The 26,659-nt window shown below is 67.8% G+C and carries 23 protein-coding genes; 13 read left to right on the top strand and 10 right to left on the bottom strand.

What is annotated here, in order from left to right:
- Positions 1-5: 5 nt before the first annotated feature.
- The 4 genes from DBO33_RS00630 to DBO33_RS00615 all read right to left on the bottom strand — a co-directional run bounded on the left by DBO33_RS00630 (position 6) and on the right by DBO33_RS00615 (position 6,065).
- Positions 6-3,044, bottom strand: coding sequence for an MMPL family transporter (locus tag DBO33_RS00630; protein WP_107653304.1), 3,039 nt, complete (start codon positions 3,042-3,044; stop codon positions 6-8).
- Positions 3,045-3,773 carry an NYN domain-containing protein gene (locus DBO33_RS00625; RefSeq protein WP_194832313.1) on the bottom strand — a complete coding sequence of 243 codons (729 nt, stop codon included), beginning with the start codon at positions 3,771-3,773 and terminating at the stop codon, positions 3,045-3,047.
- A gap of 79 nt (positions 3,774-3,852) precedes the next feature.
- Complete coding sequence (trmB, locus tag DBO33_RS00620) at positions 3,853-4,662, bottom strand: tRNA (guanosine(46)-N7)-methyltransferase TrmB (RefSeq protein WP_107653303.1); 810 nt, start codon at positions 4,660-4,662, stop codon at positions 3,853-3,855.
- A gap of 59 nt (positions 4,663-4,721) precedes the next feature.
- A complete protein-coding gene (locus tag DBO33_RS00615; protein ID WP_107659831.1) occupies positions 4,722-6,065 on the bottom strand; it encodes a lipase family protein in 1,344 nt (447 codons plus the stop codon).
- A gap of 153 nt (positions 6,066-6,218) precedes the next feature.
- Between DBO33_RS00615 and DBO33_RS00610 the strand changes: the two genes are divergently transcribed.
- The 6 genes from DBO33_RS00610 (at position 6,219) to DBO33_RS00585 (ending at position 13,021) form a co-directional block, all read left to right on the top strand.
- Positions 6,219-7,001, top strand: coding sequence for an SDR family oxidoreductase (locus DBO33_RS00610; protein WP_107653302.1), 783 nt, complete (start codon positions 6,219-6,221; stop codon positions 6,999-7,001).
- A gap of 63 nt (positions 7,002-7,064) precedes the next feature.
- A complete protein-coding gene (locus tag DBO33_RS00605; protein ID WP_107653301.1) occupies positions 7,065-8,198 on the top strand; it encodes a hypothetical protein in 1,134 nt (377 codons plus the stop codon).
- A 94-nt stretch (positions 8,199-8,292) separates the two neighbouring features.
- Positions 8,293-9,939 carry a hypothetical protein gene (locus DBO33_RS00600; RefSeq protein WP_234390623.1) on the top strand — a complete coding sequence of 549 codons (1,647 nt, stop codon included), beginning with the start codon at positions 8,293-8,295 and terminating at the stop codon, positions 9,937-9,939.
- 251 nt (positions 9,940-10,190) lie between these two features.
- Positions 10,191-12,023 carry a phosphoenolpyruvate carboxykinase (GTP) gene (locus DBO33_RS00595; RefSeq protein ID WP_107653300.1) on the top strand — a complete coding sequence of 611 codons (1,833 nt, stop codon included), beginning with the start codon at positions 10,191-10,193 and terminating at the stop codon, positions 12,021-12,023.
- A 159-nt stretch (positions 12,024-12,182) separates the two neighbouring features.
- On the top strand, positions 12,183-12,599 hold the full coding sequence (locus DBO33_RS00590; protein ID WP_107659829.1) for a prevent-host-death protein: 417 nt from the start codon (positions 12,183-12,185) through the stop codon (positions 12,597-12,599).
- Positions 12,596-13,021: a cytotoxic translational repressor of toxin-antitoxin stability system gene (locus tag DBO33_RS00585; protein WP_107653299.1), complete on the top strand. Its 426-nt coding sequence runs from the start codon at positions 12,596-12,598 to the stop codon at positions 13,019-13,021. Before DBO33_RS00590 ends, DBO33_RS00585 begins: the two co-directional genes overlap by 4 nt.
- A gap of 265 nt (positions 13,022-13,286) precedes the next feature.
- Here the strand turns inward: DBO33_RS00585 and DBO33_RS00580 are convergent, their stop codons facing one another.
- Positions 13,287-14,066: an HD domain-containing protein gene (locus DBO33_RS00580; protein WP_234390622.1), complete on the bottom strand. Its 780-nt coding sequence runs from the start codon at positions 14,064-14,066 to the stop codon at positions 13,287-13,289.
- Between the two features lie 83 nt (positions 14,067-14,149).
- On the opposite strand from DBO33_RS00580, the gene DBO33_RS00575 reads away from it, so the two are divergent.
- Positions 14,150-15,100 (top strand): GlxA family transcriptional regulator, encoded by a 951-nt coding sequence (locus DBO33_RS00575; protein ID WP_107653297.1) that lies wholly within the window; start codon positions 14,150-14,152, stop codon positions 15,098-15,100.
- A 439-nt stretch (positions 15,101-15,539) separates the two neighbouring features.
- Positions 15,540-15,743 (top strand): hypothetical protein, encoded by a 204-nt coding sequence (locus DBO33_RS00570; RefSeq protein ID WP_107653296.1) that lies wholly within the window; start codon positions 15,540-15,542, stop codon positions 15,741-15,743.
- Here DBO33_RS00570 and DBO33_RS00565 read toward each other — a convergent pair whose 3' ends face one another.
- Positions 15,744-17,186: an aldehyde dehydrogenase gene (locus DBO33_RS00565; protein ID WP_107653295.1), complete on the bottom strand. Its 1,443-nt coding sequence runs from the start codon at positions 17,184-17,186 to the stop codon at positions 15,744-15,746.
- A 209-nt stretch (positions 17,187-17,395) separates the two neighbouring features.
- Here DBO33_RS00565 and DBO33_RS00560 point away from each other — a divergent pair, with 209 nt between their 5' ends.
- Positions 17,396-17,698 (top strand): hypothetical protein, encoded by a 303-nt coding sequence (locus DBO33_RS00560; RefSeq protein ID WP_107653294.1) that lies wholly within the window; start codon positions 17,396-17,398, stop codon positions 17,696-17,698.
- 2 nt (positions 17,699-17,700) lie between these two features.
- Here DBO33_RS00560 and DBO33_RS00555 read toward each other — a convergent pair whose 3' ends face one another.
- Positions 17,701-18,495, bottom strand: coding sequence for a class I SAM-dependent methyltransferase (locus tag DBO33_RS00555; protein ID WP_107653293.1), 795 nt, complete (start codon positions 18,493-18,495; stop codon positions 17,701-17,703).
- Between the two features lie 125 nt (positions 18,496-18,620).
- Between DBO33_RS00555 and DBO33_RS00550 the strand changes: the two genes are divergently transcribed.
- Entirely contained in the window at positions 18,621-19,793 is a 1,173-nt protein-coding gene (locus tag DBO33_RS00550; RefSeq protein ID WP_107653292.1) for a glycosyltransferase family 4 protein, read from the top strand.
- 90 nt (positions 19,794-19,883) lie between these two features.
- Here DBO33_RS00550 and DBO33_RS00545 read toward each other — a convergent pair whose 3' ends face one another.
- A complete protein-coding gene (locus DBO33_RS00545; RefSeq protein ID WP_325050791.1) occupies positions 19,884-21,722 on the bottom strand; it encodes a hypothetical protein in 1,839 nt (612 codons plus the stop codon).
- Positions 21,723-21,862: 140 nt separating this feature from the next.
- On the opposite strand from DBO33_RS00545, the gene DBO33_RS00540 reads away from it, so the two are divergent.
- Both DBO33_RS00540 and DBO33_RS00535 read left to right on the top strand, forming a co-directional pair.
- Positions 21,863-22,168 carry a hypothetical protein gene (locus tag DBO33_RS00540; RefSeq protein ID WP_107653291.1) on the top strand — a complete coding sequence of 102 codons (306 nt, stop codon included), beginning with the start codon at positions 21,863-21,865 and terminating at the stop codon, positions 22,166-22,168.
- 51 nt (positions 22,169-22,219) lie between these two features.
- Positions 22,220-23,461, top strand: a complete 1,242-nt coding sequence (locus DBO33_RS00535) for a polysaccharide biosynthesis protein (protein WP_107653290.1) — start codon at positions 22,220-22,222, stop codon at positions 23,459-23,461.
- Between the two features lie 185 nt (positions 23,462-23,646).
- Here DBO33_RS00535 and DBO33_RS00530 read toward each other — a convergent pair whose 3' ends face one another.
- Positions 23,647-24,798, bottom strand: coding sequence for a DUF3068 domain-containing protein (locus DBO33_RS00530; RefSeq protein WP_107653289.1), 1,152 nt, complete (start codon positions 24,796-24,798; stop codon positions 23,647-23,649).
- 202 nt (positions 24,799-25,000) lie between these two features.
- Between DBO33_RS00530 and DBO33_RS00525 the strand changes: the two genes are divergently transcribed.
- Positions 25,001-26,209, top strand: coding sequence for an acyltransferase family protein (locus tag DBO33_RS00525; RefSeq protein ID WP_107653288.1), 1,209 nt, complete (start codon positions 25,001-25,003; stop codon positions 26,207-26,209).
- Positions 26,210-26,222: 13 nt separating this feature from the next.
- Here DBO33_RS00525 and DBO33_RS00520 read toward each other — a convergent pair whose 3' ends face one another.
- Positions 26,223-26,642, bottom strand: a complete 420-nt coding sequence (locus tag DBO33_RS00520; protein ID WP_370465416.1) for a DinB family protein — start codon at positions 26,640-26,642, stop codon at positions 26,223-26,225.
- Positions 26,643-26,659 lie beyond the last annotated feature (17 nt).

The following is a 26,659-nucleotide window of genomic DNA, read 5'->3' as shown; positions in this document are numbered from 1 at the left end:
ACCGATTACTCCCGGTCGCGGCGGCGGAGCAGTTCGTTGACGCTGACGGTGCGCCCATCGCCACCGTGGTGACGGCCTTCTTCCGGCTTGCCGGAGCGACGCGACGAGCGAAGTTCGGCCATCCAGTTCTCGATGCTGTTGCGATTCGGGTCACCCACGTCGGTGATCTCGGCCGGTTCCTCCGGCGGGACGGCCGGGGCGGCGTGGTGGGCGGGCCGCTCCGCAGGCGGATCCTGTTGTGGCGCAACGAACTCCGAGTATGCCGCCGGTGCCGGACCAGCGGGGGACACGGAAGGCGTCGGCTGCGTCGGCTCGAACTTGGCTTCGGGGCGCCTGTTGCCGTCGAAGGAAACTGCCGGAGTCGCAGGCGGTTCGAAAGACGGTGCGGCAGCGGGCGGCTCGAAACCCGACCCGGCCGGTGGCTCGAACGAGCTCGCCGCAGGAGACTCGAACGCCGAGAACGACGCACCCGAGGCCCCGTCGGACCGAGCGCCACCATCGCGACCGCCACCATCGAAGGGCGGGCCGGGCCGCGGCCCGGTGGGATCATGCGGAACCGAGGGGAACGGTATGTGCCGCTGCCCATTCGGATCGGCCGGAGCCTGCCGCGGCATGCTCGGGTCCGACGCGAATCCGGACGGCGATGCGGGCCGCTGACGCGTCGGGTCGAGCGGCGCGGGCGCCGGCGTCACCGGCGGCTTGGGCGCGGCGGGCGGAATCTTGTCGAGCCTGCGCGTCGGCGCCTCGGCTTCGATCTCCTCCACCGTGCGCGGGCGGCGCGGCTTGCGCGGCCGATTGCCCTCGTTGATGGCGGGGATCTGCATGGTGACGGGATCGGTGATGGGGGTCGTCTTGACCAGGTCGACGACCTCACCGCCGCCGGGCCGTTCGTCGTCGAGGATGGGCTCGCCGAGCCCGATCTTCTGCTGGATCTTCTTCATCCAGGCCGGCGCCCACCAGCAGTCGTCACCGAGCAGCTTCATGGTCGCGGGGACCAGCAGCATGCGCAGAATGGTGGCGTCGATGAACAGCGCGGCGATCATGCCGTACGCGAGGTACTGCATCATCACCAGATCGGAGAACGCGAACGCACCGGTGACCACGAGCAGGATGAGCGCGGCTGCGGTGATGATGCGACCGGTCTGCGCGGTGCCGATGCGCACCGCCTCGGTGGTGGACGCACCTTGCGTGCGCGCCTCGACCATCCGGGAGAGCAGGAAGACCTCGTAGTCGGTGGACAGACCGTAGATCACCGCGATGATCAGCACCAGCACCGGCGACATGATCGGCTGCGGAGTGAAGTTCAGCAGCCCGGCGCCGTGCCCGTCGACGAAGATCCACGTCAAAATGCCGAGCGTGGAACCCAAGCCGAGGGCGCTCATCAGCGCGGCCTTGATCGGCAGCACCAGCGAGCCGAAGGTCAGGAACATCAGCAGCGTGGTGACGAGCAGGACCAGCCCGATCATCAACGGCATCCGGTCCAGCAGCGCGTCGATGCTGTCCTTCTGGATCACCGGCTGTCCGCCGACGTACATTTCCACGCCGTCGGGCACGTCGATCGAGCGCAGATAGTCGATAGTCGGGTCGGCGTCCTCGGAGTCGGCGAGGGTCGCACTGGTGCGATAGACCTGGTTGTCGGTGTTCGAGCGCGACGGCACGTCGAAGGTGCCTGCGAGCCCCGGCGCCTGCTTGGCCTGGGCCCACACCTTGCCGACGTCGTTGCTGTTCTGCGATACGAACACCAGTTGGATCGGATCGGATTTACGCAGCGGGAAGATCGAGTCGAACTTCGCCTGCGCCAGCCGCGTCGAATTGTCCGGCGGCAGATACCGCTCGTTGATGCCGCCGAAGGCCAGATTCTTGACCGGAATGATCAACAGCAGCAACAGGATGCAGATCGGAATCGCGATCTTGAGCGGATGCTGCATCACCCAGCGGGTGGACTTGCCCCAGAAACCGTTCTCGACCTCGTCGGCGGTTTTGGTCTTGCGGAACTTCTTGAACCCGAACATGTCCACCCGCGGGCCGAGCACGCCGAGCATCGCGGGCAGGATGGTGATCGAGGTCAGCGCCGCCAGCGAGACCGTGGCAATGGATCCGTAGGCAATCGATTTCAGGAAGCCCTGCGGGAACAGCAGCATGCCGCCGAGGCTGGCGATGATCATCGTCGCGGAGAACACGACGGTGCGGCCCGCGGTCATCACCGACCGGCGCACCGCGGCGGGGGTGCTGTAGCCCTCGGCGAGTTCCTCACGGAATCTACTGACGATGAACAGGCCGTAGTCGATCGCCAAACCCAGGCCGATCATCGAGACCACCGGCGCGACGAACGAGTTGACCTCGGTGAATCTGGTGATGAAAAGCACGATGCCCTGCGCGCCGATCACGGTGAGACCACCGACGATCAGCGGCAGTCCGGCGGCGACCAGACCACCGAAGATGAAGAACAGCAACACCGCGACGGCGGGGATGGCCAGGATCTCCATCCGGTGCTGATCCTCGGCCATGGTGTCGTTCAGCGTGCCCGCCACCGCTTGCAGACCGGCGACCTGCACGTCCACTCCCGGAATGGTGAAGACATTCTTCACCTTCCGGAAGTTGTTCAGCATCTCGGTGTCGTTGTCGCCCTTGATGGCGATCGAGGCGAAGGTGTACTTCTTGTCCTTCGAACCGAAGGTCAGCGGTGAGGCCTGGCCGGTCTCGGTGGGCCAGTAGGCGCCGTTGATCTTGCTGATCTCCGGGTGTTCGCGCGGCAGGCTGTTCAGACTGTCGACGATCTTCTGCTTGAACTCCGGATCATCGATCGTCTTGCCCTCGGGCGCGGTGTACAGCACGATGACGTCGCTGTTGTGATCGCGGCCGAACGCCGCGTCGGCGATCTGCGCGCCCCGCGAGGATTCCGAGGTCGGATCATCCCACCCGCTGGAGCTGAGATGGTCTCCCAAACCGAGGCCGTATCCGCCCAGCGCCAAGAGCGCGGCCGCGACGATACCGATGACGCCGAAGCGCAGCTTGTAGACCAGATCGCCCCAGCGTGTGAACACTTAAGCGACTCCTTGCGCTGGGCGAGAGGTGAGCAGCGCCGACAGCGGCCGGAACGGCTGCAGCCAAGCGCCCTCGTCGGGCAGCGAGTCGAGGCTGACCCTGGGCAGCGGTTCACGGAACACGCCCGGGATGTCCTCGAGATCGATGAATTCGAGGGTATCCGAAGTGACGGCCCAACTCGCGTGCTCGCGGAAGCCTAATACCTGACAAGGGATTCCGCTGGCGGCGAGTTCTTCGAGCGGTTCCCGAAACGCCTGGCCATCGGCCGAGGCGACCATGATGCCCGCCAGCCCGGCACCGCGACTGCGCATTTCGATATGCGCGAGCATGTCGGCGTCGACGTCGGAGTCCTCGTCGATCTTGGGCTTCGCGAAGACCGCGTAACCGACGTTGCGCAGTGCCTCGACCCACGGCCGCACCACATCGGCCGTGCCCGGCGCGATATTGGTGAAAACGGTGGCTTCCGGCTCGACCCGATGCACGTTGCCGACCGACAATTCGGCCGTGCGCGCCAGCAGCCAGCGGCCGAGCGCGTCGAATCTGGGGCGATATGCGGCTGTCGGCCGCCCGCCGAGGATGGCGCCGAGACCCATGTCGAGGTTCGGGGCGTCCCACACCAGCAGAACCCGGCGCACGTCCGGGGTGACGCCGCCCAGACCTTCGGAACCGGTGCCCTGCACCTCCCCGGCAACATCGACCACCTCGTGGGCCATCTCAGAGACGCTCATGACTCCACCTCGCTAACGCTCGGTTCCGTCATGACCGTCAGGACGGCTGAGCTAATCGTTCGCTCGCTACGCTCGCTCATTATTCAATCTTCCCCCATATGAGCTCCGTAATGGCGCTACCCGCACGATGTGCCTTGCCCTCGAATTTCGTGACAGGCCTTTCGAAACCGATCGGAGCGGTGTCCCGATGCTCCGCACTTACCCCACCGGCAGCCTCATTCATGCCTTTGAGCAGCGGTTCCTCCGCGCCTACCGCAGCAATATGTTCGGCATAGTCTGCGTGATCGGTAGCGACATGCAACACACCGCCGGGTTTTAGTCGATCGGCGATCAATGCGAATGTCGCGGGCTGCAGCAGGCGCCGTTTGTGGTGACGCGCCTTCGGCCACGGGTCGGGAAAGAACACTCGGACGCCGGTCAGCGATCCGGCAGCAATCATATTTTCCAGCACATCCACGGCGTCGCCGCGCAGCAATCGGATGTTGTCGATCTTTTCCCGCTCGATGCGCTGCACCAGTTGGGCGAGGCCGGGCCGGTACACCTCGATGCCGATCAGATTCAGGTGCGGTTCGGCCTGGGCCATCGCCGCGGTGGCGGTGCCGGTGCCGCAGCCGATCTCGATGACCAGCGGTGCTTCGCGGCCGAACCAGGCGGTGGCGTCCAGCGGTTCGTCGGCGACCTCGCGGCCGATCGCCGGCCACATCCTGGCCCACGATTGCTGCTGTGTCGCGGTCAGCGCGCCTCGGCGCGACCGGAAGCTGGTGACACGGGGGTACAGGCGAGAGCCCGGGTTTTTCCTGGGCGCACGGTCGGTCGGGGCCGAACCTGTGGACGGCGGGCCCGGAACTGACTCGGCAGTATGGTTCGCGGCGTCGTTCACGGCGTCCATTGTCCAGCATGGAAGGAGTGGTACGGCAATCGACTGTGCGCTTGCCGTCCAGCGGGAGGTCAGGCGGCGCGTGCGCGGGCGATCGTGGCCACCGGCGCGCTCTCCTGTCGCAGCGGGCGGCCGAGTGCGACCTTGGCCGCGGTCACCATCATCTCGTACAGGCCGCGGGCGCCGGTCAACGACGCGGCGACCGACCAGACGGTGCTGTCACCCTCGTCGCTCACCGGTTGCCCGGCCAGCCGGTCTGCCAGCCATTCCAGGCTCAGCGGCGTGGACAGCGGCAGCAGCGAGAAATGCTCGCTGAGCCGGTCGCGCACGTAGCTCACCGCCGCGCCGCCGCGCCGGTAGCGCTCGACCTGGCCGTCGATGCCGTCCATGTGGATCACCTGGTCGTGTACCGGCTGCACCACGAGCAACGGGCAGGTCGGCGTCGAATTGCCCAGGCGCAGATCGTCGAACATGGCCTGGAACTCAGGCGTCGCGATCAGCTCGTCGAGCGGACGGCTCAGGTAGTCGTCCATGCGCTTGTTGGCGAGGCCGAAGATGGCGCCGAACGGCGTCGCCGACTCCGCGCGGGCCACGAAACGACGACCGTCGAGGGTGAGTTCGTTCTGCAGCATCGCGCCGAGCACCGGATACAGCCTGCGCAGCGCCGCGATCACGATCGCGGGCAGCCCGGCGTAGCTGGAGCCGTTCAGCCGGGCGAAGACCTGTCCCGGATCGCCGACGGGTGCGCCGAGCACCGCGCCGACGATGTCGAGCTCGGGCGCGTAGGTCGGCGCCATCTCCACCATCCAGGCGCTGGCCATGCCGCCACCGGAGTAACCCCACACCGCGACCGGCGTGTGCGGGCCGAGGCCGAGCGGGGCGAACCGCTGTGCCGCGCGCACGCCGTCGAGCGAGCGATAGCCGGGTTCGCGTGGTGCGCCGAAGTTTCCGCGCGGGCCCTCGTGATCGGCGATGCTGACGGCCCAGCCGCGGCGCAGCGCGTTCGCGACGAGCAGCCACTCGAACTGGGTGACCGAGCCGAGCGCGCGGGCGCCGTAGCGCAATGCATAGGAGGGGGAACACTTCTCGGTGACCGCGTCCATGGCGGTCTGAAAGGCCAAGAGCGGTCTGTCTTCTTGTGGATCGGCGTCCAGTGGTAGCAGCACCGTGGTGATCGCCGCCTCCGGCGTGCCGTGCATATCGCAACTGCGGTAGAGCAATTGCCAGGCCGAGACCTGCTGCGGCACAACACCGAACAGGGCGAGCTCGATCTTGCGGCTGCGCAGGACGGTGCCCGGCGGTTTGGCCGCGAAACCCTTGGGCGGGCGGTGGAACGGATCGTTACTCGGCAGCAGCGGTTTCCGGTCCGCTAGGGCGGGCTCCGTATCGGCAGTGCCGATGACATCTGCTGTCATCGCGACCTCCTCGTCGGTGAGGTCGGTTGTCGCTTGTCGAAAAGCGAAGTTGTGCACCAACACTGGCGCCGACCACGTCCAAGCAGGGTAAATGACCGGTGGCGGGTCTGGGAAGCCCGGTCCGGTCCGCCCCGCCGCACTAGACTGCGCGGTATGGGCAGACCGTCAGTGTTCATCACCGGAGCAGCGGCCGGAATCGGCCGCGCGACGGCTCTGCTTTTCGCTGCGCAGGGGTATCGCGTCGGCGCCTACGATATCGACGAGGTCGGGCTGGGCAGGCTCGCGGCCGACATCGCAGGCACAGGTGGCAGCGTGCACACCGGCGTTCTCGATGTGATGAACGCCACGCAATGGACGGAGCGGCTGGCCGAATTCCACGCGGCCGCCGGGCAGCTGGACATCCTGATCAACAACGCGGGCATCCTGCGCGCGGGCCCGTTCGAAGGCCTCGAACTGGCCACCCATCAGGCGATCATCGATGTCAACCTCGGTGGCGTGCTCACCGGCACGCACACGGCGTTCGGCTATCTGCGGGATACGCCGGGCGCACAAGTGGTGAATTTGTGCTCGGCCTCGGCGATCTACGGCCAGCCCGAACTCGCCAGCTACGGCGCGAGCAAGGCGGCGGTCAAAAGCCTCACGGAGGCCTTGGATCTCGAATGGGAGCGCCACGACATCCGGGTGATCGCGATCTGGCCGCTGTTCGTGGACACCGCGATGGTCGATGGCGTGGAAACCGGGACGACCAAGTCGCTCGGCGTCCGGCTCACCGCGGAGGATGTCGCGGCGGGCATCTGGGAGGCCACGCGTAAGCGCAGCCGGCTGCCTCGGGTGCACTACGAGATCGGCGCGCAGGCAAAGGTCCTGGCCGCCGCCGCGAAATACGCGCCGAACTGGGCCGTGCGCACCGTGAACAAATACTTCAGCGGTACCTGAGCGGTCGTCCCCGCCAACCTCTGCGTCTTCTGCAAGAATTGCGCACCGTAGAGGGGGTACGACATGCCGACAGCCACCGAGTCCGACGGGCCGTTGCGGGAACGCGGGGTACCCGCACGCGAACACGACCAGCTCGACCGGCTGCTCGCCGAGTTGCGGTTCGGGACGGGGCGGGACAAGCAGATCGGCTATGCCGCGAGCGCCGCGGTCAGTGCCTGGCGCACACCGCCGCGCATCCAGGTGCTCGGCCGCTCGCACGCGGGCCGGACCACGGTGTCGCACGCGCTCGCACTGATGTCCGCCGTCGAGTCCGGCCCGGTCGACGAGCCGGACATGCCCGATCCGGTGCTGGACGCCGATATCGCCGTCTACGTGCTGTCCGCCGCACCCTCGCCCGCGGATCGCCGCGTGCTGGCCACGCTGCCGCCGGAGCGCACCATCGTGGTGCTGAACAAGGCGGACGCGATCGGCGCGCGCTGGGCGGACGCGGTCGCCGCCGCCGAGCAGTACGGCAGGGAGCTGGGTCTCGCGGTGCTGCCGGTGGTCGCCTCGCTGGCCATGCGCACCAGGGCGGGCGCGATGACCGAGGCCGACCTGACCGCGCTGCGCAGGCTGGCCGCGAATGCCGATGCCGCACTGACCCTTTCACCGGACCTGTTCGTCGCACCCGGCCCGGACCTGGCCGAACGCGAGCAACTCCTGCAACGCTGGGACCTGTACGGGGTGACCTGTGCGCTCGCCGCGCTCGGCCACGACCCGGGGCTCGCCCCGCAGACGTTGCTGCAAATCCTGCACGCCGCAAGTGGAATCGACGCGGTGCACCAGTTGCTGCACCGCCGGTACGAGCAGGTCTCCGCGCTGCGCGGCGGTGAGCTGCTCGACGAACTGTCCCGGCTGGCCGCGCAAGCGGTGCCGACGGAAGGCAGCACCGCCCGAGACATCTTGGAGGCGTACCTCTTCGGTGACGACGCACGGTGGCTCGGCCTGTGCGCCGGTCTGGCCCATCCCGGGGTCGCCCATCTTGCGGCGGGTTATCGCGCCCCGGCGCCCGCGGATGCCGACGACGCCATGGCGCGTGCCGCCCGCTGGCGCGCCGTCGTCTCCAGCGATATGCCGCCCGCCGCCCGCCGCGCCGCCTTGCGCGTGCACAACGGCTACATCCGACTATGGGAACGGATGAGCAGTGCCGGACTCTGAACCGCCCGGTGGTGCCGATCCTCGAGCCGCCGCAGGAATAACCGGCTCGGCCCCTGATCGACCAGCGCAGTCTGTTGCTGCCGAGCGGCCCGCTGTGCCCACGCGTCCGTCCACCGCGTCGCACGGTGGTGATCGACCGCTCGACTTGCCTGCCGACGCACCCACATCGGCTGTCGCCTCCGCGCAGCCTGCTGCGGCCGAACGATCGGCCGGCCCGCCCGCAGAGGTCGAAGCCGTTGTAGCGCGGTGGAATCCGCAGGGCATAGCGCTGCTGCGCGCGGTGCGCGGGACCGGCGTGGCGGGTGCGGTGACCTTGATCGGGCCGGCCGACGCCAACACCGCGCTGCTGCGCACCGAACTGGCTAGGTTCGAGCCGCGCATCGAACTGACCGACCCGGTGAGCGACGCGAGTACGGCGGTGGAGACCACCTCACCGTCGGGAACCGCGCCGTCGCCGGTCGCGCTGATCCTGCTGGACGCCGGGACCACCCTCGGTGCCGAGATCCTGCGCATCGTGCACCGACTCCGCTCGGACGGCACGCGAATCCTGCTCGCCATGAACGCCATTCACGCCTACCAGGATTGGCGCTCGGTTCGGGCGCGCGACCTGGAACTGCTGGCCGCGCAGAGCGTCGCCGACCTGGACATCGTGCCGGTCTCGGCGCGGCTCGCGGCGGCGGCGCGCACCGCGGGCGATGCGGGACTGCTCGATCGGTCCGGCCTCGGCGCGCTGCACGCCGCCTTGGCCGCGGCGGCGACCGGTGCGGCGGCCGAGGGTGGCGATCGGCTCGCGGCGGTGACCGCACGCGTGCTCGCCGATACCCGGCAGCGGGTCGTCGAGCAGGTGACGGCGCTGCAGTCCGGCGCCGAGACAGCCAGGCTGCGCGAGGAGCGCGCGATCATGCTCGCCGGCCGGGACGGCGGCCGGGCCACCGCCATGTCCACGCTGCGCGGCCAGCTGCACCTCGCGCGGGTCGACCTGATGACGGAGGTGGGCGCCCGGATCCGGGCGCTGCACACCGCGACCCGCGCCGACCTCGACCGCATGCGCCGCAGCGAGCTCGGCGGCTACCCCGAGCGGTTGCAGCACGCCACCACCGAACTGACCGGCGCGCTGGACCTCGCCATCGACCAGCGCCTCGCCGAACTCACCGCGCACATCGATAGCAGCGTCGGGCCGGGATTACCCGGCACGGGGCCGGGATTACTCGGTGCCGCGCCGGGGCAGACCATGCCGTCGCGCCGTCGCGACCCCGCGCCGCGGGTCGGCCCCGATCCGGATCCGCGACACCGTGGTGTCGAAGATCACCTAGTGATCGCGCTCGGCGCGTCGGCTGGTGTCGGCCTCGGCAGGTTGTTGGTTTCGCCACTTTCGCTGGTCCCGGCGCTGGATTTCGCGAGCGTGCCGGTGACCCTGCTGCTCGGCGCGGGCGTGGCGGGCTGGGTGGTGCGCGCCCGCGGGCAACTGGCCGATCGCGCGCACGTCCGGCAGTGGGTCTCCGACGCGCTCATCAATGTAAAAGCCCAGCTCGAGCAGCGGATAGCGACCGCGCTCGTGGAAACCGAGACGGTGCTGGCCGACCGGGTGGTGCAGCTGAGCGCCACCCGAATGGTGGAGACCGATCGGCGCGTCGCCGAAGTAGAAGCGCGTTTACGGCGCATGGTTGCCGAACAACCCGGCCAACTCGCGGCGTGTGAACGCGATATCGCGATCCTCGACCGTTGGATCGCGGCGGGTTGATTAACTCTTAAGAATGGGTACATAGTGACGAACCCGATTCCGTTCCCGTCGTCACATCGCGTTAACCTCTAATCAGGAACTTGGGCGTCCGCTAAGTCCTCGTCCGCCGTCCAGCCGGGGCGCGCTTTCGACTGGTCGTAGCGGGTGCCTTCCCGCCAATGGTGGCGCTCGGTGTATTCGCGCTGGTCAACAGGGCCTTTGTGGCCAGGCGGCGATGCATCGTAGGGACCGCCCATCTCAGGAGAGGTTTCATGACCTCAGCGACCATTCCTGGTCTTCGTGGATCCGACGGCAAGCCGCCGACCGAGCACAGCGAACTACTCGCCTGGGTACAGGAAGTCGCAGAACTCACTCAGCCAGAGCGAGTGGTCTGGGCCGACGGTTCCGACGAAGAATGGGATCGTTTGACCACTCAGCTCGTCGAGGCGGGCACCTTCAAGCAGCTCGATCCGAAGAAGAAGCCGAATTCCTTCCTCGCGCTCTCCGATCCGTCGGACGTGGCGCGGGTCGAGTCGCGCACCTACATCTGTTCCAAGAGCGAAGCCGACGCCGGACCGACCAACAACTGGGTCGACCCCGCCGAGATGCGCGCCACCATGACCGAGCTGTACCGCGGCTCGATGAAGGGCCGCACCCTGTACGTGGTGCCGTTCTGCATGGGCCCGCTCGGTGCCGAGGACCCCAAGCTGGGCGTGGAGATCACCGACTCCGAATACGTCGTCGTCTCGATGCGCGTGATGACCAGGATGGGCAAGGCCGCGCTGGAGAAGCTCGGCACCGACCGTCCGTTCGTGAAGGCGCTGCACTCCGTCGGCGCCCCGCTGGCCGAGGGTCAGGCCGACGTGCCGTGGCCGTGCAACGACACCAAATACATCACCCACTTCCCGGAGGATCGCGAGATCTGGAGCTACGGCTCCGGCTACGGCGGCAACGCGCTGCTCGGCAAGAAGTGCTACTCGCTGCGCATCGCCTCGGCGATGGCGCACGACGAGGGCTGGCTGGCCGAGCACATGCTGATCCTCAAGCTGATCTCCCCGGAGAACAAGGCCTACTACATCGCGGCCGCCTTCCCGAGCGCCTGCGGCAAGACCAACCTCGCGATGATCCAGCCCACCGTGCCCGGCTGGCGCGCCGAAACCCTCGGCGACGACATCGCCTGGATGCGCTTCGGCAAGGACGGCCGCCTCTACGCGGTGAACCCGGAGTACGGCTTCTTCGGCGTCGCGCCGGGCACCAACCGCAGCTCCAACCCGAATGCCATGGCCACCATGGAGGCGGGCAACACCGTCTACACCAACGTCGCGCTGACCGACAACAACGACGTGTGGTGGGAAGGTCTGGAGGGCGAGCCCGATCATCTGATCGACTGGAAGGGCAACGACTGGTACCTCCGGGAGACCGAAACCCTTGCCGCCCACCCGAACTCGCGCTACTGCACGCCGATGGCGCAGTGCCCGATCCTGGCGCCCGAGTGGGACGACCCGCAGGGCGTGCCGATCTCGGCGATCCTGTTCGGCGGCCGGCGCAAGACCACGGTCCCGCTGGTCACCGAGTCCTTCGACTGGCAGCACGGCGTTTTCATGGGCGCCACCCTGTCGTCGGAGCAGACCGCCGCGGCCGAGGGCAAGGTCGGCACCGTGCGCCGCGACCCGATGGCGATGATCCCGTTCATGGGCTATCACGTCGGTGACTACCTGAACCACTGGATCAACCTCGGCAAGAACGCCGACGCGAACAAGCTGCCGAAGATCTTCTACGTCAACTGGTTCCGTCGCGGCGCCGACGGCCGTTTCCTGTGGCCCGGCTTCGGTGAGAACTCCCGCGTGCTGGAGTGGATCGTCGGCCGCGTCGACGGCACCGCCGAGGCCGAGGCCACCGCCATCGGCCACGTCCCCGTCGCCGCCCACCTCGACCTCGACGGCCTCAAGGTCGACCCGGACGACGTCGACGAGGCCCTGAAGGTCGACGCCGACGAGTGGCGCAAAGAAATCCCGCTCATCGAGGAATGGTTCGAATTCGTCGGCGACAAGCTCCCCTCCGGCGTTCGCGACGAGTTCGAGGCATTGAAGGAACGCCTCGGCTGATCCGCACAACGTCAACCGCCCGCACCATTTCCAATGGTGCGGGCGGTTTCGTTTCAGAGCGTTGCATCGAGCAGCGACCATCTCTACCGCAAGTACTTCAAGTACTTGACGTACTCACGTGGGTCGGCGACCATGGTGGTACCGATCGAAAGGTGCCCGATGTCTGCGATCCACTACGACAGCTACACCGAAGCCCGCGCTCATTTGAAGGATTTGCTGGATGCCGCCGGCCAGGGGCGGGTGGCGACCGTCCGTCGTGACGCGGAGTACGCCGCTGTCGTAGATGCGGAGCGGCTGCGCTACGCGCTCGCCAAGCTGTGCCCGGCCACGGCCGAGGTGGTGGCCGAAGACGGTGGGTGGTCGGTGTTCTTGCCGGGCTTGCCCATCGCCGCTGACGGTGCCACGTTCGACGAGGCTGTCGACGAGATGATCGTCGCCCTGCGGGAATACGCTGACGACTGGCAGAGTCGGCTCCGGAACGCGCCCAACCACCGGGAAAGCTGGGGCTTGGTGCAGCTGATTGCCCTCAGTGACGATGTCCAGCTTCGTGATTGGCTGGTCGGAGTGACCAGGTGACGTGGCCGCAGCCGACCCGCGAACGGCATGAGCAGTTCTGCAAGGTCGAGGGCTGGGCGCGGGTTCGAGACGCGCGCGGCCGGACCGGAACCCACCATGTCACGTATGAATTCGGGCTACTCGACGGCCGGATTCTGCGAACCCGAATCTCGCATCCGGTGAATCGAACCACCTACGGCGCCACATTGTGGGCGCATATCCTGCGCGACCAGTTGGCGGTGGACGAGGAGTCATTCTGGCAGTGCGTGCTGGACGGCACGCTGCCCGAACGCGGCATTCCCGAGGTGCCGAGGGAATCGCTGCCCGCTGATCTGGTTCATCTGCTCATCAGCCGTGCCGGTCTGACGGATAGCGAGATTGCGGCGATGACCAAGGCCGAGGCTGTCGCCTGCCTGCAACGGTTCTGGACCGAAGGCACGTGATCTTCGTCCGGATCCGTTTGGAAACCCATTGCTCGGAGGTTGGCCCGCCGAATAGCCGAAACATATTCGCATGGTGGGGATTACGGTCTGCTGGTAATTGACCGCGCACCGAACAGAGAATCCGCAAGGGGTGTGCTTGCGACAAACTTGGGTACTGAATAGGTGTCGAGTGGCACATGGTGGAGAGGGCTCCTCGGCGTTTGCCGACACCATGTGCCACTCGTCGTTTGTCTGGGTGGGGTGGGGAATCTTTTGTGGGGGAGGGTTATTCGGGGAATGGGGAGTAGTTGGTGAGTTGGCGTAGGGCGGTGCGGGTGTTGAGCCAGTGGGTGCGGCCGTGCGGCATTGCTCGGGCTTCGTTGGTGAGGGCGGTGACCATGTGCTTGCTGAAGTTGTGGCGGGGGTGGCGGTGCAGGAGTTCGTCGACCCAGGTGGGGTCGAGATCCGCTAGGCGGCTGCCGATTACGTCTACGGAGGCGCCTGCGTAGATGAATCGGCCTGGGTCGCTGAGGTTTTTGCCGTCGCCGGGGGTGATGTGGGTGGCGATGGCGCTGCCGATGGCTTGGAGTTGGGCGGGGGTGGCGCCGGCCTCGGCGGCGAAGGCGACGGCGCGTTCGGCGCCGGTGACGGCGAAACAGCGGTTGGGCGTGGGGTGTTCGAGTTGCAGGTCGTGCAGCAGGCAGGAGACGTAGACCAACTCGTCGTCGTAGCGGGCGCCGTCGAGGTCGGCGAGGACTCGGCCGAAGAAGTAGGTGCGGTAGGAATGGCCGAGCACGTGGGGAGAGAGCGATTCGTGCGCTTCGGCCTCCGCCGCGCGGGCGAGAGCCGAATCGGGGAGGCGCAGGCCGGCGAAGTCGAGGCGGCCCGCGCCGCGGCGGCCGAGGGCTAGGTGGGCGCGATCGGCGAGCAGGGCGGGCAGTGCTCGGGTGACAGTGGCCATGAGTTGTCGGCGTTGTTTGCCGGACAATGCGCCACCCGTTCGTACGGCCCATTCCCAATCAATGCTGGTCGGCGTGGTCATCCAGATTCCCTCTCGCTCGTGCATCGAATTCAGTGAAGCGCGGGCAGGCAGGGCACAGTGAGTGGCAGGGATGACACTAATGCTCTGATTTGTGCCAAACTGGCCGGGTGAAACAGGTCGTCGCGCTGGTCTTGGACGGTGTCATGACCTATGACCTCGCGTGCGCCGTCCAGGTTTTCCGGCACGGACCAGGGAAGTTCGGCGAACCGGCGGGGTTCCGGATGGAGACCTGTGGGGTGCGGCCCGGTCCGGTGTGGACGCCGAACGGGTTCGAACTGCGGGTCGAGTATGGGCTGGAAGCGCTGACGACCGCCGACATCGTGGTGGTGCCGGGAATCGGACTGCCTACCCTGCCGCCGCCCGAGGAGGCGCTCGCGGCACTGCGTGCCGCGGCGGCGCGGGGCGCGACCATGGTGAGCATCTGCGTCGGCGCTTTCGTGCTCGCGCGGGCCGGGCTGCTGGACGGCCGACCCGCCACGACACACTGGGCCTATTGCGATGAATTCGCCGATCTTTTTCCCGCCGTCAAGCTGGATCCGGCCGCGCTGTACGTGGACGACGGTGACGTGCTCACGTCCGCAGGCCTGTCGGCAGGATTGGATTTGTGCCTGCACATCGCACGCCGAGAACTCGGCGCGAGCCCGGCGGCGGAGTTGGCCCGGTGGAATGTGACGCCACCACATCGTTCCGGCGGTCAGGCGCAATACATCCCGGACGCCTTGGCGGACAACGGCTTCCACGGCGGCCTGGCCGCGACTATGGCCTGGGCGGCGCGGAACCCGGCTGCGGCGCCGGATGTTTCGGCGCTGGCCGCGCACGCGCTGATGAGCGAGCGCACCTTCATCCGTCGCTTCAAAGCGGAGGTCGGCACCACGCCGCGGCGCTGGCTCGACGCGCAGCACACCGTGCGGGCCCGCGAGCTGCTCGAAACCACCGACCTGCCAGTCGAAGTGGTCGCCGCACAGTCCGGCTTCGGCAGTGTGACTGCGCTGCGCACCCATCTCCGGGCGGCGACCGGCACGACTCCGGCGGATTACCGTCGGTCATTGCGACAGTGATCGGTCGGTGCGCCACCTCAGGATGAAGAATCCCGGCGACGCGGCGGGACAGTAGTTTTCACGACGAACGCCGCGAATCATGCCCCCGCGCAACCTGTCGCAACTGAGGCAGTGTCCCACCGCCATCAGCATGACGGATCATCAGTCGTCGGTATGGCGTGTTTCCCGCCGCAGGAACCCGAAGTTGTGGTGCTATTGGTAATGGTCGGTGCGCACAGGTCACGAGCACCCAACGTTTGCGGCAGCTCGATATGGGGTAGTTGCCCGGTGTGCGAGGTTTGCGCACAAGTGGCTTATGCTTGCCGTGTTCTTGGTCTCATGACCTACCAGTCCGATTGCTAAAAGTTAACTGATCGACTGAACTACTTCCCTATCGACATCGGTTTCCCGCGATGCTCGCGGCGAACGATGGGATCGACGCGCGAGAGGTGGTTGGAGCATGACCGATCTGGAGACCGGGGCGTCCATCGCCCCCCTGGTTGCCGGCTTCGAACTGGCGACCGCTAGCACGCCGCTACGCCGCGCTGCCGGGCGTTTGCAGGCGGTCCTGCCCCCGGGCTGGCGCGTCGAGATCGTCGACGCGCCGAGCCTCACGGGCCGCCACAGCGAGCCCGTCCTGCGGGTGGTCATGCCGACCGACTGATCAGCCCGTCCAGCCCATGGGCATGAGCAGCGACTTCTGTTCGCAGAATGCGTCGAGACCCTCCGGGCCGTTCTCGCGCCCGAGTCCGGAGGCCTTGTAGCCGCCGAACGGTGAGCTGGGATCGAACGCGTACCAGTTGATCGCGAACGTCCCGGTGCGCACCCGCGCGGCGAGTTCGGCCCCGTGCTCGACGTCTGCGGTCCACACCGATCCGGCCAGGCCGTACACCGAGTCGTTGGCAATGGCCACGGCTTCGTCCTCGGTCTCGTAGGGGATCACCGACAGCACCGGGCCGAAGATCTCCTCCTGAGCGATGGTCGACTTGTTGTCCACATCGGCGAAGATGGTCGGCTCGACGAACCAGCCGCGATCCAGCCCCTCGGGCCGCCCGCCGCCGAGCACGAGCCGCGCGCCCTCGGCCTTGCCCTTGGCGATATAGCCCTCGACCCGCTCGCGCTGACGCTCCGAGATCAGCGGGCCCAGCTGCACGGTCGGATCGTTCGGGTCGCCGACCTTCATGGTCTTCACGTGCTCGACCAGCGCGTCGAGGATCTCGTCATACCTGCTGCGCGGGGCCAGGATTCGGGTCTGCGCGACGCAACCCTGTCCGCTGTTCATCAGACCGGAGAAGGCGAGCACCGGAATGCCCGCGATATCCATGTCCGGCAACAAGATTGCCGCGGACTTGCCGCCGAGCTCGAGCGAGACGCTCTTGAGCTGACCGGTAGCGATCGCGCCGATCTTCTTGCCCACCGCCGTGCTGCCGGTGAAGGTGACCTTGTCGACACCGGGGTGCGAGACCAGATACTCGGCCGCCTCGGCCTCGGCGGGCAGCACCGAGAGCACGCCCTCGGGCAGGCCCGCTTCGGTGAAGATGTCCGCCAGCATATTGGCGGTGATCGGCGTCAGCGGTGCGGGTTTGAGCACCACGGTGCAGCCCGCCAGCAACGACGGCGCAAGTTTGTTGGCCGCGAGAAACAGCGGCACGTTCCACGCCGTGACGGCCGCGACGACACCGCGCGGCTCCCGGCTGACGCGTGTGGTGCCGAACATGCCGGTGCGGGTCTCGGTCCACGGGAACGACTTCGCGAGCCCAGCGTAGGCGTCGAGCGCGGCCACCGCGGGAATCTGGTTGAGCGTCATCGCGATCATCTGCGGCGCGCCCATCTCGGCGGTGAGCGCGGCCATCAGCTCGGCCGAGCGTTCCTCGATCAGTCGCGCGACGCGGGTGAGTACTTGGGCCCGCTCTTCGGGCGGGGTGGACGGCCATGGGCCGTGATCGAAGGCGTGCCGGGCCGCGGCGACCGCGGCGTCGACGTCGGCGCGGGCCACCGCGGGGACGCTGCCCACCGGCTCGACCGTGGCCGGCGAGATGACCTGAACGCGCTCGGTGCTGGCTGGCGCGGTCCAGCGGCCGCCGATGAACAAGCTGTCGTAATGCATGAGAACACGTTACAGTTTTGCCACTGCGTTGTCTGTAACCTGTTTCAGTTCTGCGTCCACCCAGTCCCGCTGAGCAGGACCAATGCCAACCCGTCGGTTCGCTTTTCGTAGAACGCACTATTGCGTTCTGTTGCTGGAAAGAGGATGCTGATAGCTACTGATCAGCTCGCTCGATTCCTGAACCGATACCACATTGGGGAGCCTGAGTCATGGCGGTGCAAGTGGTCGACCGGGCGCTGATGACCAGCGATCAAACCGAGCATCAAGCGAAGAGTGTTGGTGCGGGAGGATGGGGCGTCTCCTTCCTACCGGGCCGGACGCTGACCATCGAGCAAGCGACCGCGGCCATGCAGGCCGCCGAGGCCGTCGCCGTTGTCGGAGCATTAGCTGATCAGGTCGGACTGACCACGCTGGAGACCGTGGGGCTGGCTATCCAGGAATCCCCCTGGACGCGGCCCGCGCACGAGCCGTGCGGCAGGCGTAACTGGCGACGCGGCTGGCTGGAGCACTAGAGCTACTTCTTGGTTGCCACCACGACCAAATTGCTCACCAGCAACTCGCGGACCATCGGGATACGGACCAGCCACCACGCCCAGCGTGGGTGATATCGCGGAAAGATTGTCTGCACGTCGGCGGAAGTGCTTGCCGCCCAGCGCAACCCGTCCGACGCGCGCACCGCGAACAGCGAAGTGCCGAACCGGTTCTTGGGTTCCTTGCCGTGCTTGCGGCGATACCGCCGCGCGGCGTACTCGCCACCGAGGTAATGCCACGGCCCCGTCTCGTGGCCGCCGAACGGACCGTGCCAGACCGTGTACGACAAGACGATCAGCCCGCCCGGCCGGGTCACCCGCACCATCTCGTCCGCCATCAGCCACGGCTTTGCCACATGTTCGGCGACATTCGACGAGAAGCAGATATCCACCGCGTCGTCGCGAAACGGCAGCGCCATCCCCGAGCCGCGCACCGCACCCGCCACGGATAGTCCGGCCGCGTGCATCTCCGACGGATCCGGCTCGACCGGAATGTACCGGGCACCCGTCTTGACGAACTCGTCGGCGAAATAGCCCGGTCCGCCCCCGACATCCAGGATCGTCGCCCCCGCCAGATCCGCACCCGTGAGATCTGTGTAGAAATCGCCGAGCATCGCCGCGCTGTCCTCGGCCAGGCCGCCGTAGAACACCGCCGGATCGGTCTGCTCGAACCGGAAACTACCGAGCAACCGCAACGACCGGCGCAGCGTCGCCCGGCGCGCGAACCGCGGTGCGCGCGCTCGCGCACCGTCGGCGGGCGTCTTTTCGGCTTTCAACACGGCGCCGAGTCTCGCATAACCTGCCGACTGCTCGGTGATCAGCTGCTGTCGCGGAGCTCGGGTTAGGGTGTAGCGCGATATCCGATGTTCCCGACCGGGACCACCTGACCGAGAGAAGCTCGACCGTGCGCGAAGTCCTCCTGCTGTGCTGGCGTGACACCGGGCACCCGCAGGGCGGCGGCAGCGAGCGGTACCTCGAACAGGTCGGCGCGCAGCTCGCCGCACGCGGGGTCAAGGTCACCCTGCGCACCGCCCGCTACCCCGGGGCGGCGAAACGCGAACGCATCGACGGCATCGACATCAGTCGCGCGGGCGGTCGCTTCTCCGTCTATCCACGGGCACTGGCCGCCATGGCACTCGGCCGACTCGGCCTCGGACCGTTGCGCGGCCTGCGGCCCGACGCGGTCATCGACACCCAGAACGGCATCCCGTTCTTCGCCACCGCCGCCACCAAGGCGCCGTCCGTGGTCCTCGTGCACCACGGGCACCGGGAGCAGTGGCCCGTCGCCGGACGGCTGGTCGGCCGGATCGGCTGGTGGATCGAGTCGCGGCTCTCGCCCCGGGTGCATCGGCGCAACCAGTACCTGACCGTCTCGCTGCCCTCGGCCGAAGAACTGGCCACCCTCGGCGTCGAACAGTCCCGGATCGCGGTGGTGCGCAACGGCGCCGAACCGGTGCCCGCCGACGCCCCGACCGGCGCCACCGAAACCCGCACCGCGAACCCACGGATCGTGGTGCTCTCGCGCCTGGTGCCGCACAAGCAGATCGAGGACGCGCTCGCCGTGGTCGCGCGACTACGCACCCGCATCCCCGGCCTGCACCTGGACGTGATCGGCGACGGCTGGTGGGCGGACAACCTGAAGGCCGACGCGCACGACCTCGCCATCGCCGACGCCGTGACCTTTCACGGCCACGTGGACGAGCGCCGCAAACACGAACTGCTCTCCCGCGCTTGGGTGCACGTGCTGCCCTCGCGCAAAGAAGGGTGGGGCCTTGCGGTGATCGAGGCCGCCCAGCACGGTGTGCCGACCATCGGCTACCGCAGCTCGCGCGGGCTCACCGACTCCATCGTCGACGGCGTCACCGGCGTCCTGGTCGATGACGTCGCCCAATTGGCCGACGCGGTAGGCGAATTGCTCGACGAGCACGCCGCGCGCACCGTCATGGGGGAGAAGGCGCGCTCGCGAGCCCGTGAATTCTCTTGGGAGCAAACCGGAAACGGTGTGTACGACGTGCTGGCTGCTGTCGCGCGTGGTGAGCACACCTCTGGATTGATTGCTCCGCGCTCCGAACACTGAACAGTCTTGCGTTTGCGGTTCGCCGCCATGCCCGCCGCGCCGTCGCCGTTTGAACGGCAGGTCATCGCGGCGGGGCACGCGCAGGCTTGATCAGCGTCTGTGATGAGCAGGGCGCGCCACTGCTGCGATGAGCGCGCCGCCGACCAGCAGTGTCACCCAAAGTGCGTGCGCCGCAATGACAAGGGTCCGATCCATCGCTGAAACACTGCGCTGCTGGATGGCTCCGGGTACCCGGTACAGCGTGAGGTCGGCATCGTGGAACACCGGATCCAGCTGTGCGAGTGTTGTTTTCGAATCACCGAGCGGGCCTGGGGTGCCGTGCTCGACGAGCACCCAGCCGATGCCGTTCGCCGCCAGCTCCTGGGCCGAACCACCGTGCAGCAGTAGCGCTTCCACGGCGCGGGCACGGGCGCCCTCGCCGGACACGGTACGGCCGCGCACCGGGAGCTCGCCGGTCTGCAGCACGTCGTTGGGCAGCATGCGTGGCGCGGGGTCCAGCACCGGAGCTTTTCCGCTGTACCGGAACTTGCGGAACATGCCACCCGGGAGAACCGCGACATCGCCGGGCCCATCCACTTTTTCGGCAACTTGCTGCCATCCGGCTGGGTAGTGCACCGGGCGCACCGCGCCGCTGGCGCCCCACGCGAGATCGAGGAGGGGCAGCACCAGAAGCGCGATGAAAATCGTTGCGACCGAGCGTGTGACGACCGAGCCCGTCATCGAGGCAGCGACACTCGGCGATGAGGCTCGGTCGTCCGTGCCGCTCGTGCCGCTCGTGCCGCTCGTGTCGTCCGCCGGCACAGGGTCGATCCCTTGCCGTGCGATGGCTTCCGCGCCGTGTGGATGGTCAGCAGCAGCCGAGAACCGCTGGGCGATAACTCCGCAACCCGCCGCGGCACACAGCGCGTAGGCGGGCATCGCCAGTGCCACGTACTTCTGGGTGTCCCGCAGCAGACCTGCACCGGGCACGTGCGCGACGAGCCACTCCAGCACCTGCATGCCCCACGGTGTCGCGCCGAGGGTGGGCAGCAGGACGGCGAGCGCCGCGAGCACGACCAGTGCGCGACGGAGGTATCGCTGATCCGGGTCGGTGCCGCCGGTGACTACTGACCGCACCCCCGTCGCGACAATGACGAGCAGCAGTACGGTCCCGATCAACGCGAGAAGTGTGGTGCGGGAATCGGGTACCGCGTCGCCGTTCCAGATGCCGCCGAGCCCGGCCAGGCTGCCGAGCGTGCCGAGACCAGGCTCGGCGCGGGCGGCGAACGCGGCAATGCCCGCCGGATCAGAGGGCGAGCCGCCCGCCCCGGACAGCGCGGTGGCGGCCAGCCAGGGTGCGGACGCCGCAATCAGCACGGCGAGCACAGTGGCGAGATGCCGCCGCCCGACTAGCGACAGCGCGGTGATTCCGGCCAGTAGCGCACCGGTCGGCGTGAGTCCCGCTGCGGCAAGGCTTGCCACCAAGCCTGCCCACGCGCTCACGGAGCCGTGCCGCGCCGAGCCGCGAATCCGATACGCAGCCAACGCAACCCACGGCAGCGCGGCGTACCCGGCGAGCAGACTCCAGTGGCCTTGCAGCAGGCGTTCGGCCACGTACGGATTCCACAGCGCCACCGTCGTCGCGACCAGCTGTGCACCGACCGGCACTCCCAGCAATTCCCGCGCCAGCACGGCAGCCCCGTAGCCCGCCGCCCACAGCGCGACGAGCAGTATCGCCTTGACGATCAACCCACCATCGATGACCGGCGACAGCCAAGCCAGCAACGCATCCTGCGGCACCGCACGCGGAGCGGCATCCCCGAGCCCCAGCGCCGAATCGGTCGCATAAGACCGCGGCGTACTCACCGCATCCCGCAGCAACAAGTACCCGGAACCGAGCAGCGGCCCGACGATGAGCAGCGCCAACACCGCGCTGTACCCGGCAGGCACCACCGTCACCCACCGGCTCCGTTGCCCGAGACCGCTCGCCCTCACGCTTGTGCACCCTACGGTCCGACCGCCCCGCACCCGGTGCCGCCACGGTCGGAAAAGAATTCGGCAGGCGTCCGCGCCGGCCATATCCTCACTCGGTGGTGAGGAAATCTCCGCAGGAGAAGAAGCAGCTGAGCTACGCCAAGGACCGCCGCAACACCTACGGCGAGAACGACAAGGCGTCGCGCAAGAATCTGCCACGCAAGCGAGCCAGAGTGCACCGCGCCAACCGGCACCGCGCGCACCAGGATCTGCTCGGTGCGACCGGCCCGGTCGACGTCGAGGTATCGGACGCCGCCGAAATCCGGCTGCGTGCGCGTCGACCCAAAGCGTTCCTGAAGCGCCCGGATATCCCGCTCGGCGAGTACGTCCGCTGGAAGCTCGAGCGCCGACAGTCCCGCTGACCGGTTCGCCCCGGCGGGGCGGGATATCGGCGGCTACGGTCGGGTGGGACGATGGCGGGCGTGTCTGCTGTCCGTCGGTTTCCTGTGGTGGCGGATCTGACGTTGGTGACGGCGGGGGCAATGACGGCCAACGTGGCCGGGTACCTCTTGCAGCTGCTGGCCGGACGGTGGCTCGGGGTATCCGGGTACAGCGAGTTCGCGAGTCTGCTCGCGGTGCAGTTGTTGTGTGCGGTGCCCGCGCTGGCGTTGCAGAACGTGGTGGCCAGGGAGCTGGTCCGGGGGGCGAGTGTCGCGGCGCTGCGGCGCCTGCAATGGCGGTGCGCGGTGATCGTCGCGGTGGTGGTCGCGGTGCTGGTGCCGGTGGTGACCGCTGCGTTGAACGTCGGGGTCGCCGCGTGTGCTGCCGCGCTCGGTGCGGCCCCCGCGCTGGTGCTGCTCTCCGGTGAACAGGGAGTTCTCCAGGGTGGCAGGCGGTTTCGGGCCTTGGGCGTGGTGCTCGGTGCCGCGGGCATCCTTCGGGTCGCGCCCGCGCTGGTGCTGCTCGCTGTAGGCGGTGGGGCCGCGCTGGCGTTGTGTGCGGCGGCGGTAGGTGTCGCGGCGGCCGCGGCGTTCGCCCGGTTCGTCGCGGGGTCGCCAACCCCGAGGTCACGTGCTGGAACCGACGAGGACGACGCCGTCGGTGTGCTGCCGGTGCTGCGCGCCGCGCAGGTGCAGGCGGCGTTGATGGCGTTATCGTCCACGGATCTGATCGTGGTCCGCATGGTCCTCGACGAAGCGGATGCCAGCCGGTACGCACTCGGCACCATCGCCGCGAAGATCGCATTCTGGTTGCCGCAGGCGGTCGGTGTGGTGCTGTACCCGCGGATGGCGCAGCCCACGCATTCGGCGCAGGCGATCAGATCGGCGCTCGCGGTCTTGTCGGGCATCGGCATCGTGGCGGTGCTCGGTGCCGCGCTCGCCGCACCACTGGCTCCGCTGCTGGCCGGCCAGGACTACGCCCCCATCCAAGGCTTGCTGTGGCTGTTCGCGTTGCACGGCGCCATCCTCGCGGTCCTGCAGGGCGCGATGCTCTCGGCGATCGCCGTGGACCGCACCGCTCTCGCCGCGCTGACCTGGCTCGGCTTGGCCGTCGAAGTGGCACTGATGGTTTCGTTCGCCCGCTCCATCCCGACGCTGATCACCACCGTTGCCTCCGTCGCGGCCGCCACCACCCTCGTGGTCGCCGTGATCGTCCTGCGCACCGCCGATCGAGACAGCAATGTCCGTCGCCACGAACCCGAACCCCAGCTGTAGCAAGCCTTTCGACGAGCTGAGCCGATCACTGCCGCTACCGGCGGTCGCCTCAGCGTCCATCTGACTTCGCTACCGGCGGTTGGCGCGGTGCCCCAACTGATCGTCGCTACCGGTGGTGCACACCCGGGGAGGCGCAACAAAACGGCCCCCGGTCACAAGGACCGGGGGCCGAATCTTCAGCTACATCAAGGTTGTTTCGTGACGTTGATCTGCTCGGTCGGCGGATCGTTGTCCACGCGACGCGCACCACCACCGGCCGGTGCCGGTCCACCGCGTCCCTGGCTCAGCGGTCCACCGCCGCGCGCCGGAGCGGGCGTCGAACCGCCACCACGGACGCCGAGGATGATGCCGACGATCAGTGCGATCACACCGAGCACGCCGAGCACGATCGGCATGATGCGCCCGTACAGCGACAGCTTGTCGATGTTCTCCTTGGCCACCGAGATCTGCGACTCGATGGTGTTCTCGTCGAACACGATGTGCGACTTCAGCGCGGTGACCTCGGGCTTGGAGTCACGGCCGTAGTACAGGTGCAGCTGCTCGCCACCCTTGATCACGGTGCCGGTCTTCGGCTCGACCCACACGTCGCGGGTGTTGGTGTACCAGCGCGACATGGTGACGTCGCCGTCGCCGGGCACGCCCCACTTCGCGGCGGGGAAGGTGAGCCGGTTGGTCGGCGCCTTCACCACGTCGTTCAGGTTGGTCGCCGGGATGGTCTGCTGGAAGTGGTAGACCTTCATGCTGTTGATCTCGGTCTCGCCGACGTAGTTGATGTCGAACGTCTTGCGCGCGTTGAGATCGAAGTACGGGTAGGTCTTCTGCTCGGTCCCGATCGGGAACCGGTACTGCAAACCGGTGTGCTGCACCGGATCCGCGACCGACTTCATCTCCTTGTCCACGTTGACCGCGATGGAGCCGTTCGGCTCCTTCGAGACCGGCTCGCCGGTCTTGCGGTCGATGGTGACCCGGTCGATGCTCGCGGTGAGCAGGCCGGTGTCGCCCTGCTTGTCGATGCGCCGCAGCGTCTGACCCGCCTGCACCGTCATCTCGGTGGCGTCGGAGGGCTCCTCGACGGTGAGGAAGCGCTGCGAGACCAGCGGCACGTTCGTATCGATCTTCGCGGCACCCTCGGGCGCGCTGAGCGACTTGGAGTCGAGCACCAGGCTTTCCTCGCCCGGCGCGTTGGTCGCGATCGTGGTGATCTCGAGATCGAGAGGAGTCTTCGACAGTTTGCCGACGGTGTAAGTCGGGATCAGCAGCGCGGCGACAATCAGCAACGCGCCGAGACCCACGAGCAGGCAGGCCACCGTCCTTCTGGTTCCGGCACTCAGTGCCATGCAAACTCTCCTCGTCGTAGAACAGGGTCGTTCCGGCGAGTACGGCGGGCCTCCCGCGGCACTCGTGAGCCCCGACACTAACAGTCCGGTGACGTACCATGCGGCGCCGAGGCCGGAAACGGCCGAGAAATCGCCCGAGTTTAGCGCGAAATGTGAAACGTGGGGTTATCACCTAAGAATTGGCAAGGCAGACTGGAGTCCGATGACCGCATCCCCGTCCACTTCCGCCGTCGCGGTCGCCCCGGCGACCGAATCGGTTCCGGCACGCGCCTTTCTGCCCGCGCTCGAAGGCATGCGCGGGCTGGCCGCGCTCGGTGTGCTGCTGACGCACGTCGCCTTCCAGACCGGCGCCGCGGGCACCCCGGTGCTCGGGCGGGTGTGGGGCCGCTTCGATATGGCGGTCGCGGTGTTCTTCGCACTCTCCGGCTTTCTGCTCTGGCGCCCGCATGCCGCCGCGGCCCGCGGGCTGGGTAACGCGCCGACGCTCGGCTACTACCTGCGGCATCGCGCCGCACGCATCCTGCCTGCGTATTGGGTTGTGGTGTGCGCGGTTCTGGTGCTGCTGCCGAGTGCGGCGGGCACGGCGGGGCTACGCGTCTGGGTGTCGAATCTGGCGTTGCTGCAGGTGTTCGTGCCGCTGACACTGACCGATGGGCTGACCCAGATGTGGAGCCTCTCGGTCGAGGTGGCCTTCTATCTGGTGCTGCCGTTGCTGGCGTTCGCGGTGGTCTGGTTGCGCGGCAGCACCGCTCGGTGGCGGGTGCCGGTACTGCTCGGTCTGGCCGCGGTGTCGTTGAGTTGGAACTTCATTCCGGTGCCGACTCCGGACGCCATCCATTCCGACAATTGGCTGCCCGGATATCTGCCGTGGTTCGCGATGGGAATGGTGCTGGCAGAACTTTCTTTTGGTAGCGAACGGCTATCGAAATGGCGCACGCTCGCCGGAAATCAACCGTTGATGTGGATCATCGCGCTGATTGCTTTCCTCATCTCGGCCACCGATATCGGCGGCCCCGCCGGACTGACGCACGCCCAGCCGTGGCAGTACGCGGCGAAGATGGCGCTGGGCGCGATCATCGGCTTCGCGCTGCTCGCCCCGCTGGTGCTCGGCGACCCGAGCAGCGGGCATCGGTGGCTGAAATCGCGGGTGGCCGCGACCATCGGGCGCTGGTCCTACGGGATCTTCCTCTGGCATCTCGCGGTGCTGTGGGTGGTGTTCCCGGTGTTCGGGATCCTGCCGTTCAGCGGCGACTTCGGCTACGTCCTCATCCTCACCATCGCGCTGACCCTGCCCGTCGCCGCGGCCAGCTACGCGCTGATCGAGGAGCCGGTGCGGCAGTGGGCGCGCAGGCGGGACCGGGCGAAGCCGGCCGAGGAAGTCGAAGAGGAAGACCGCCTCGCGGCGCCGTGATCGCCCGGCGCGCTCAGGTATCCAGTTGCCGGTGCATGTCGAGCAAGTGGTGCCGGAGTTCGTGCAGGGTGTGCAGCGCGAGCCAGCGCAGCGAACGTTCCTGCGGCTCGGGGTAGCTGTAGATCAGCGTCCGCTCCCAGTCGTCGCCGCTCAGTCGTTCCAGCACATTGGCGAACAGTTGCGCCGCGTCCCGAAGCTGGCGGCCGACGTCCGAGGGCTTCTGGTCGAGGTACCCGTCGTGCTCGACGCGCTCGTCCCGGCCCATCGGGGTGGCGTCGGGGGTCGTGCTGCGCCGGGCGGCCAGTGCGCGTTCCCGTTGCACGAGAAGCACATCCCGCATGTGGCAGGCGTACTCGAGCGGCGACCAGGTGTCGGGCTCGGGTCGCCGCCGTAACTTCGGTGAGTCGGTGAGGAGCAGGTCCGCGTACTCCACGGCGTGCTCTCTGGCCA

Source organism: Nocardia suismassiliense, assembly GCF_900269665.1.
GTDB classification, from domain to species: Bacteria; Actinomycetota; Actinomycetes; order Mycobacteriales; family Mycobacteriaceae; genus Nocardia; species Nocardia suismassiliense.
This window is presented reverse-complemented; position numbering and strand designations above follow the sequence as displayed.

Bases quoted from the DNA above. Each gene is read 5' to 3' on its own strand.
- DBO33_RS00625 (WP_194832313.1), bottom strand. From the start codon at position 3,773: ATGAGCGTCTCTGAGATGGCCCACGAGGTGGTCGATGTTGCCGGGGAG.
- DBO33_RS00605 (WP_107653301.1), top strand. From the start codon at position 7,065: ATGCCGACAGCCACCGAGTCCGACGGGCCGTTGCGGGAACGCGGGGTA.
- DBO33_RS00580 (WP_234390622.1), bottom strand. From the start codon at position 14,066: ATGCACGAGCGAGAGGGAATCTGGATGACCACGCCGACCAGCATTGAT.
- DBO33_RS00615 (WP_107659831.1), bottom strand. From the start codon at position 6,065: ATGACAGCAGATGTCATCGGCACTGCCGATACGGAGCCCGCCCTAGCG.
- trmB (WP_107653303.1), bottom strand. From the start codon at position 4,662: ATGGACGCCGTGAACGACGCCGCGAACCATACTGCCGAGTCAGTTCCG.
- DBO33_RS00560 (WP_107653294.1), top strand. From the start codon at position 17,396: ATGGCGGTGCAAGTGGTCGACCGGGCGCTGATGACCAGCGATCAAACC.
- DBO33_RS00590 (WP_107659829.1), top strand. From the start codon at position 12,183: ATGTCTGCGATCCACTACGACAGCTACACCGAAGCCCGCGCTCATTTG.
- DBO33_RS00570 (WP_107653296.1), top strand. From the start codon at position 15,540: ATGACCGATCTGGAGACCGGGGCGTCCATCGCCCCCCTGGTTGCCGGC.
- DBO33_RS00535 (WP_107653290.1), top strand. From the start codon at position 22,220: ATGGCGGGCGTGTCTGCTGTCCGTCGGTTTCCTGTGGTGGCGGATCTG.
- DBO33_RS00565 (WP_107653295.1), bottom strand. From the start codon at position 17,186: ATGCATTACGACAGCTTGTTCATCGGCGGCCGCTGGACCGCGCCAGCC.
- DBO33_RS00610 (WP_107653302.1), top strand. From the start codon at position 6,219: ATGGGCAGACCGTCAGTGTTCATCACCGGAGCAGCGGCCGGAATCGGC.
- DBO33_RS00530 (WP_107653289.1), bottom strand. From the start codon at position 24,798: ATGGCACTGAGTGCCGGAACCAGAAGGACGGTGGCCTGCCTGCTCGTG.
- DBO33_RS00525 (WP_107653288.1), top strand. From the start codon at position 25,001: ATGACCGCATCCCCGTCCACTTCCGCCGTCGCGGTCGCCCCGGCGACC.
- DBO33_RS00595 (WP_107653300.1), top strand. From the start codon at position 10,191: ATGACCTCAGCGACCATTCCTGGTCTTCGTGGATCCGACGGCAAGCCG.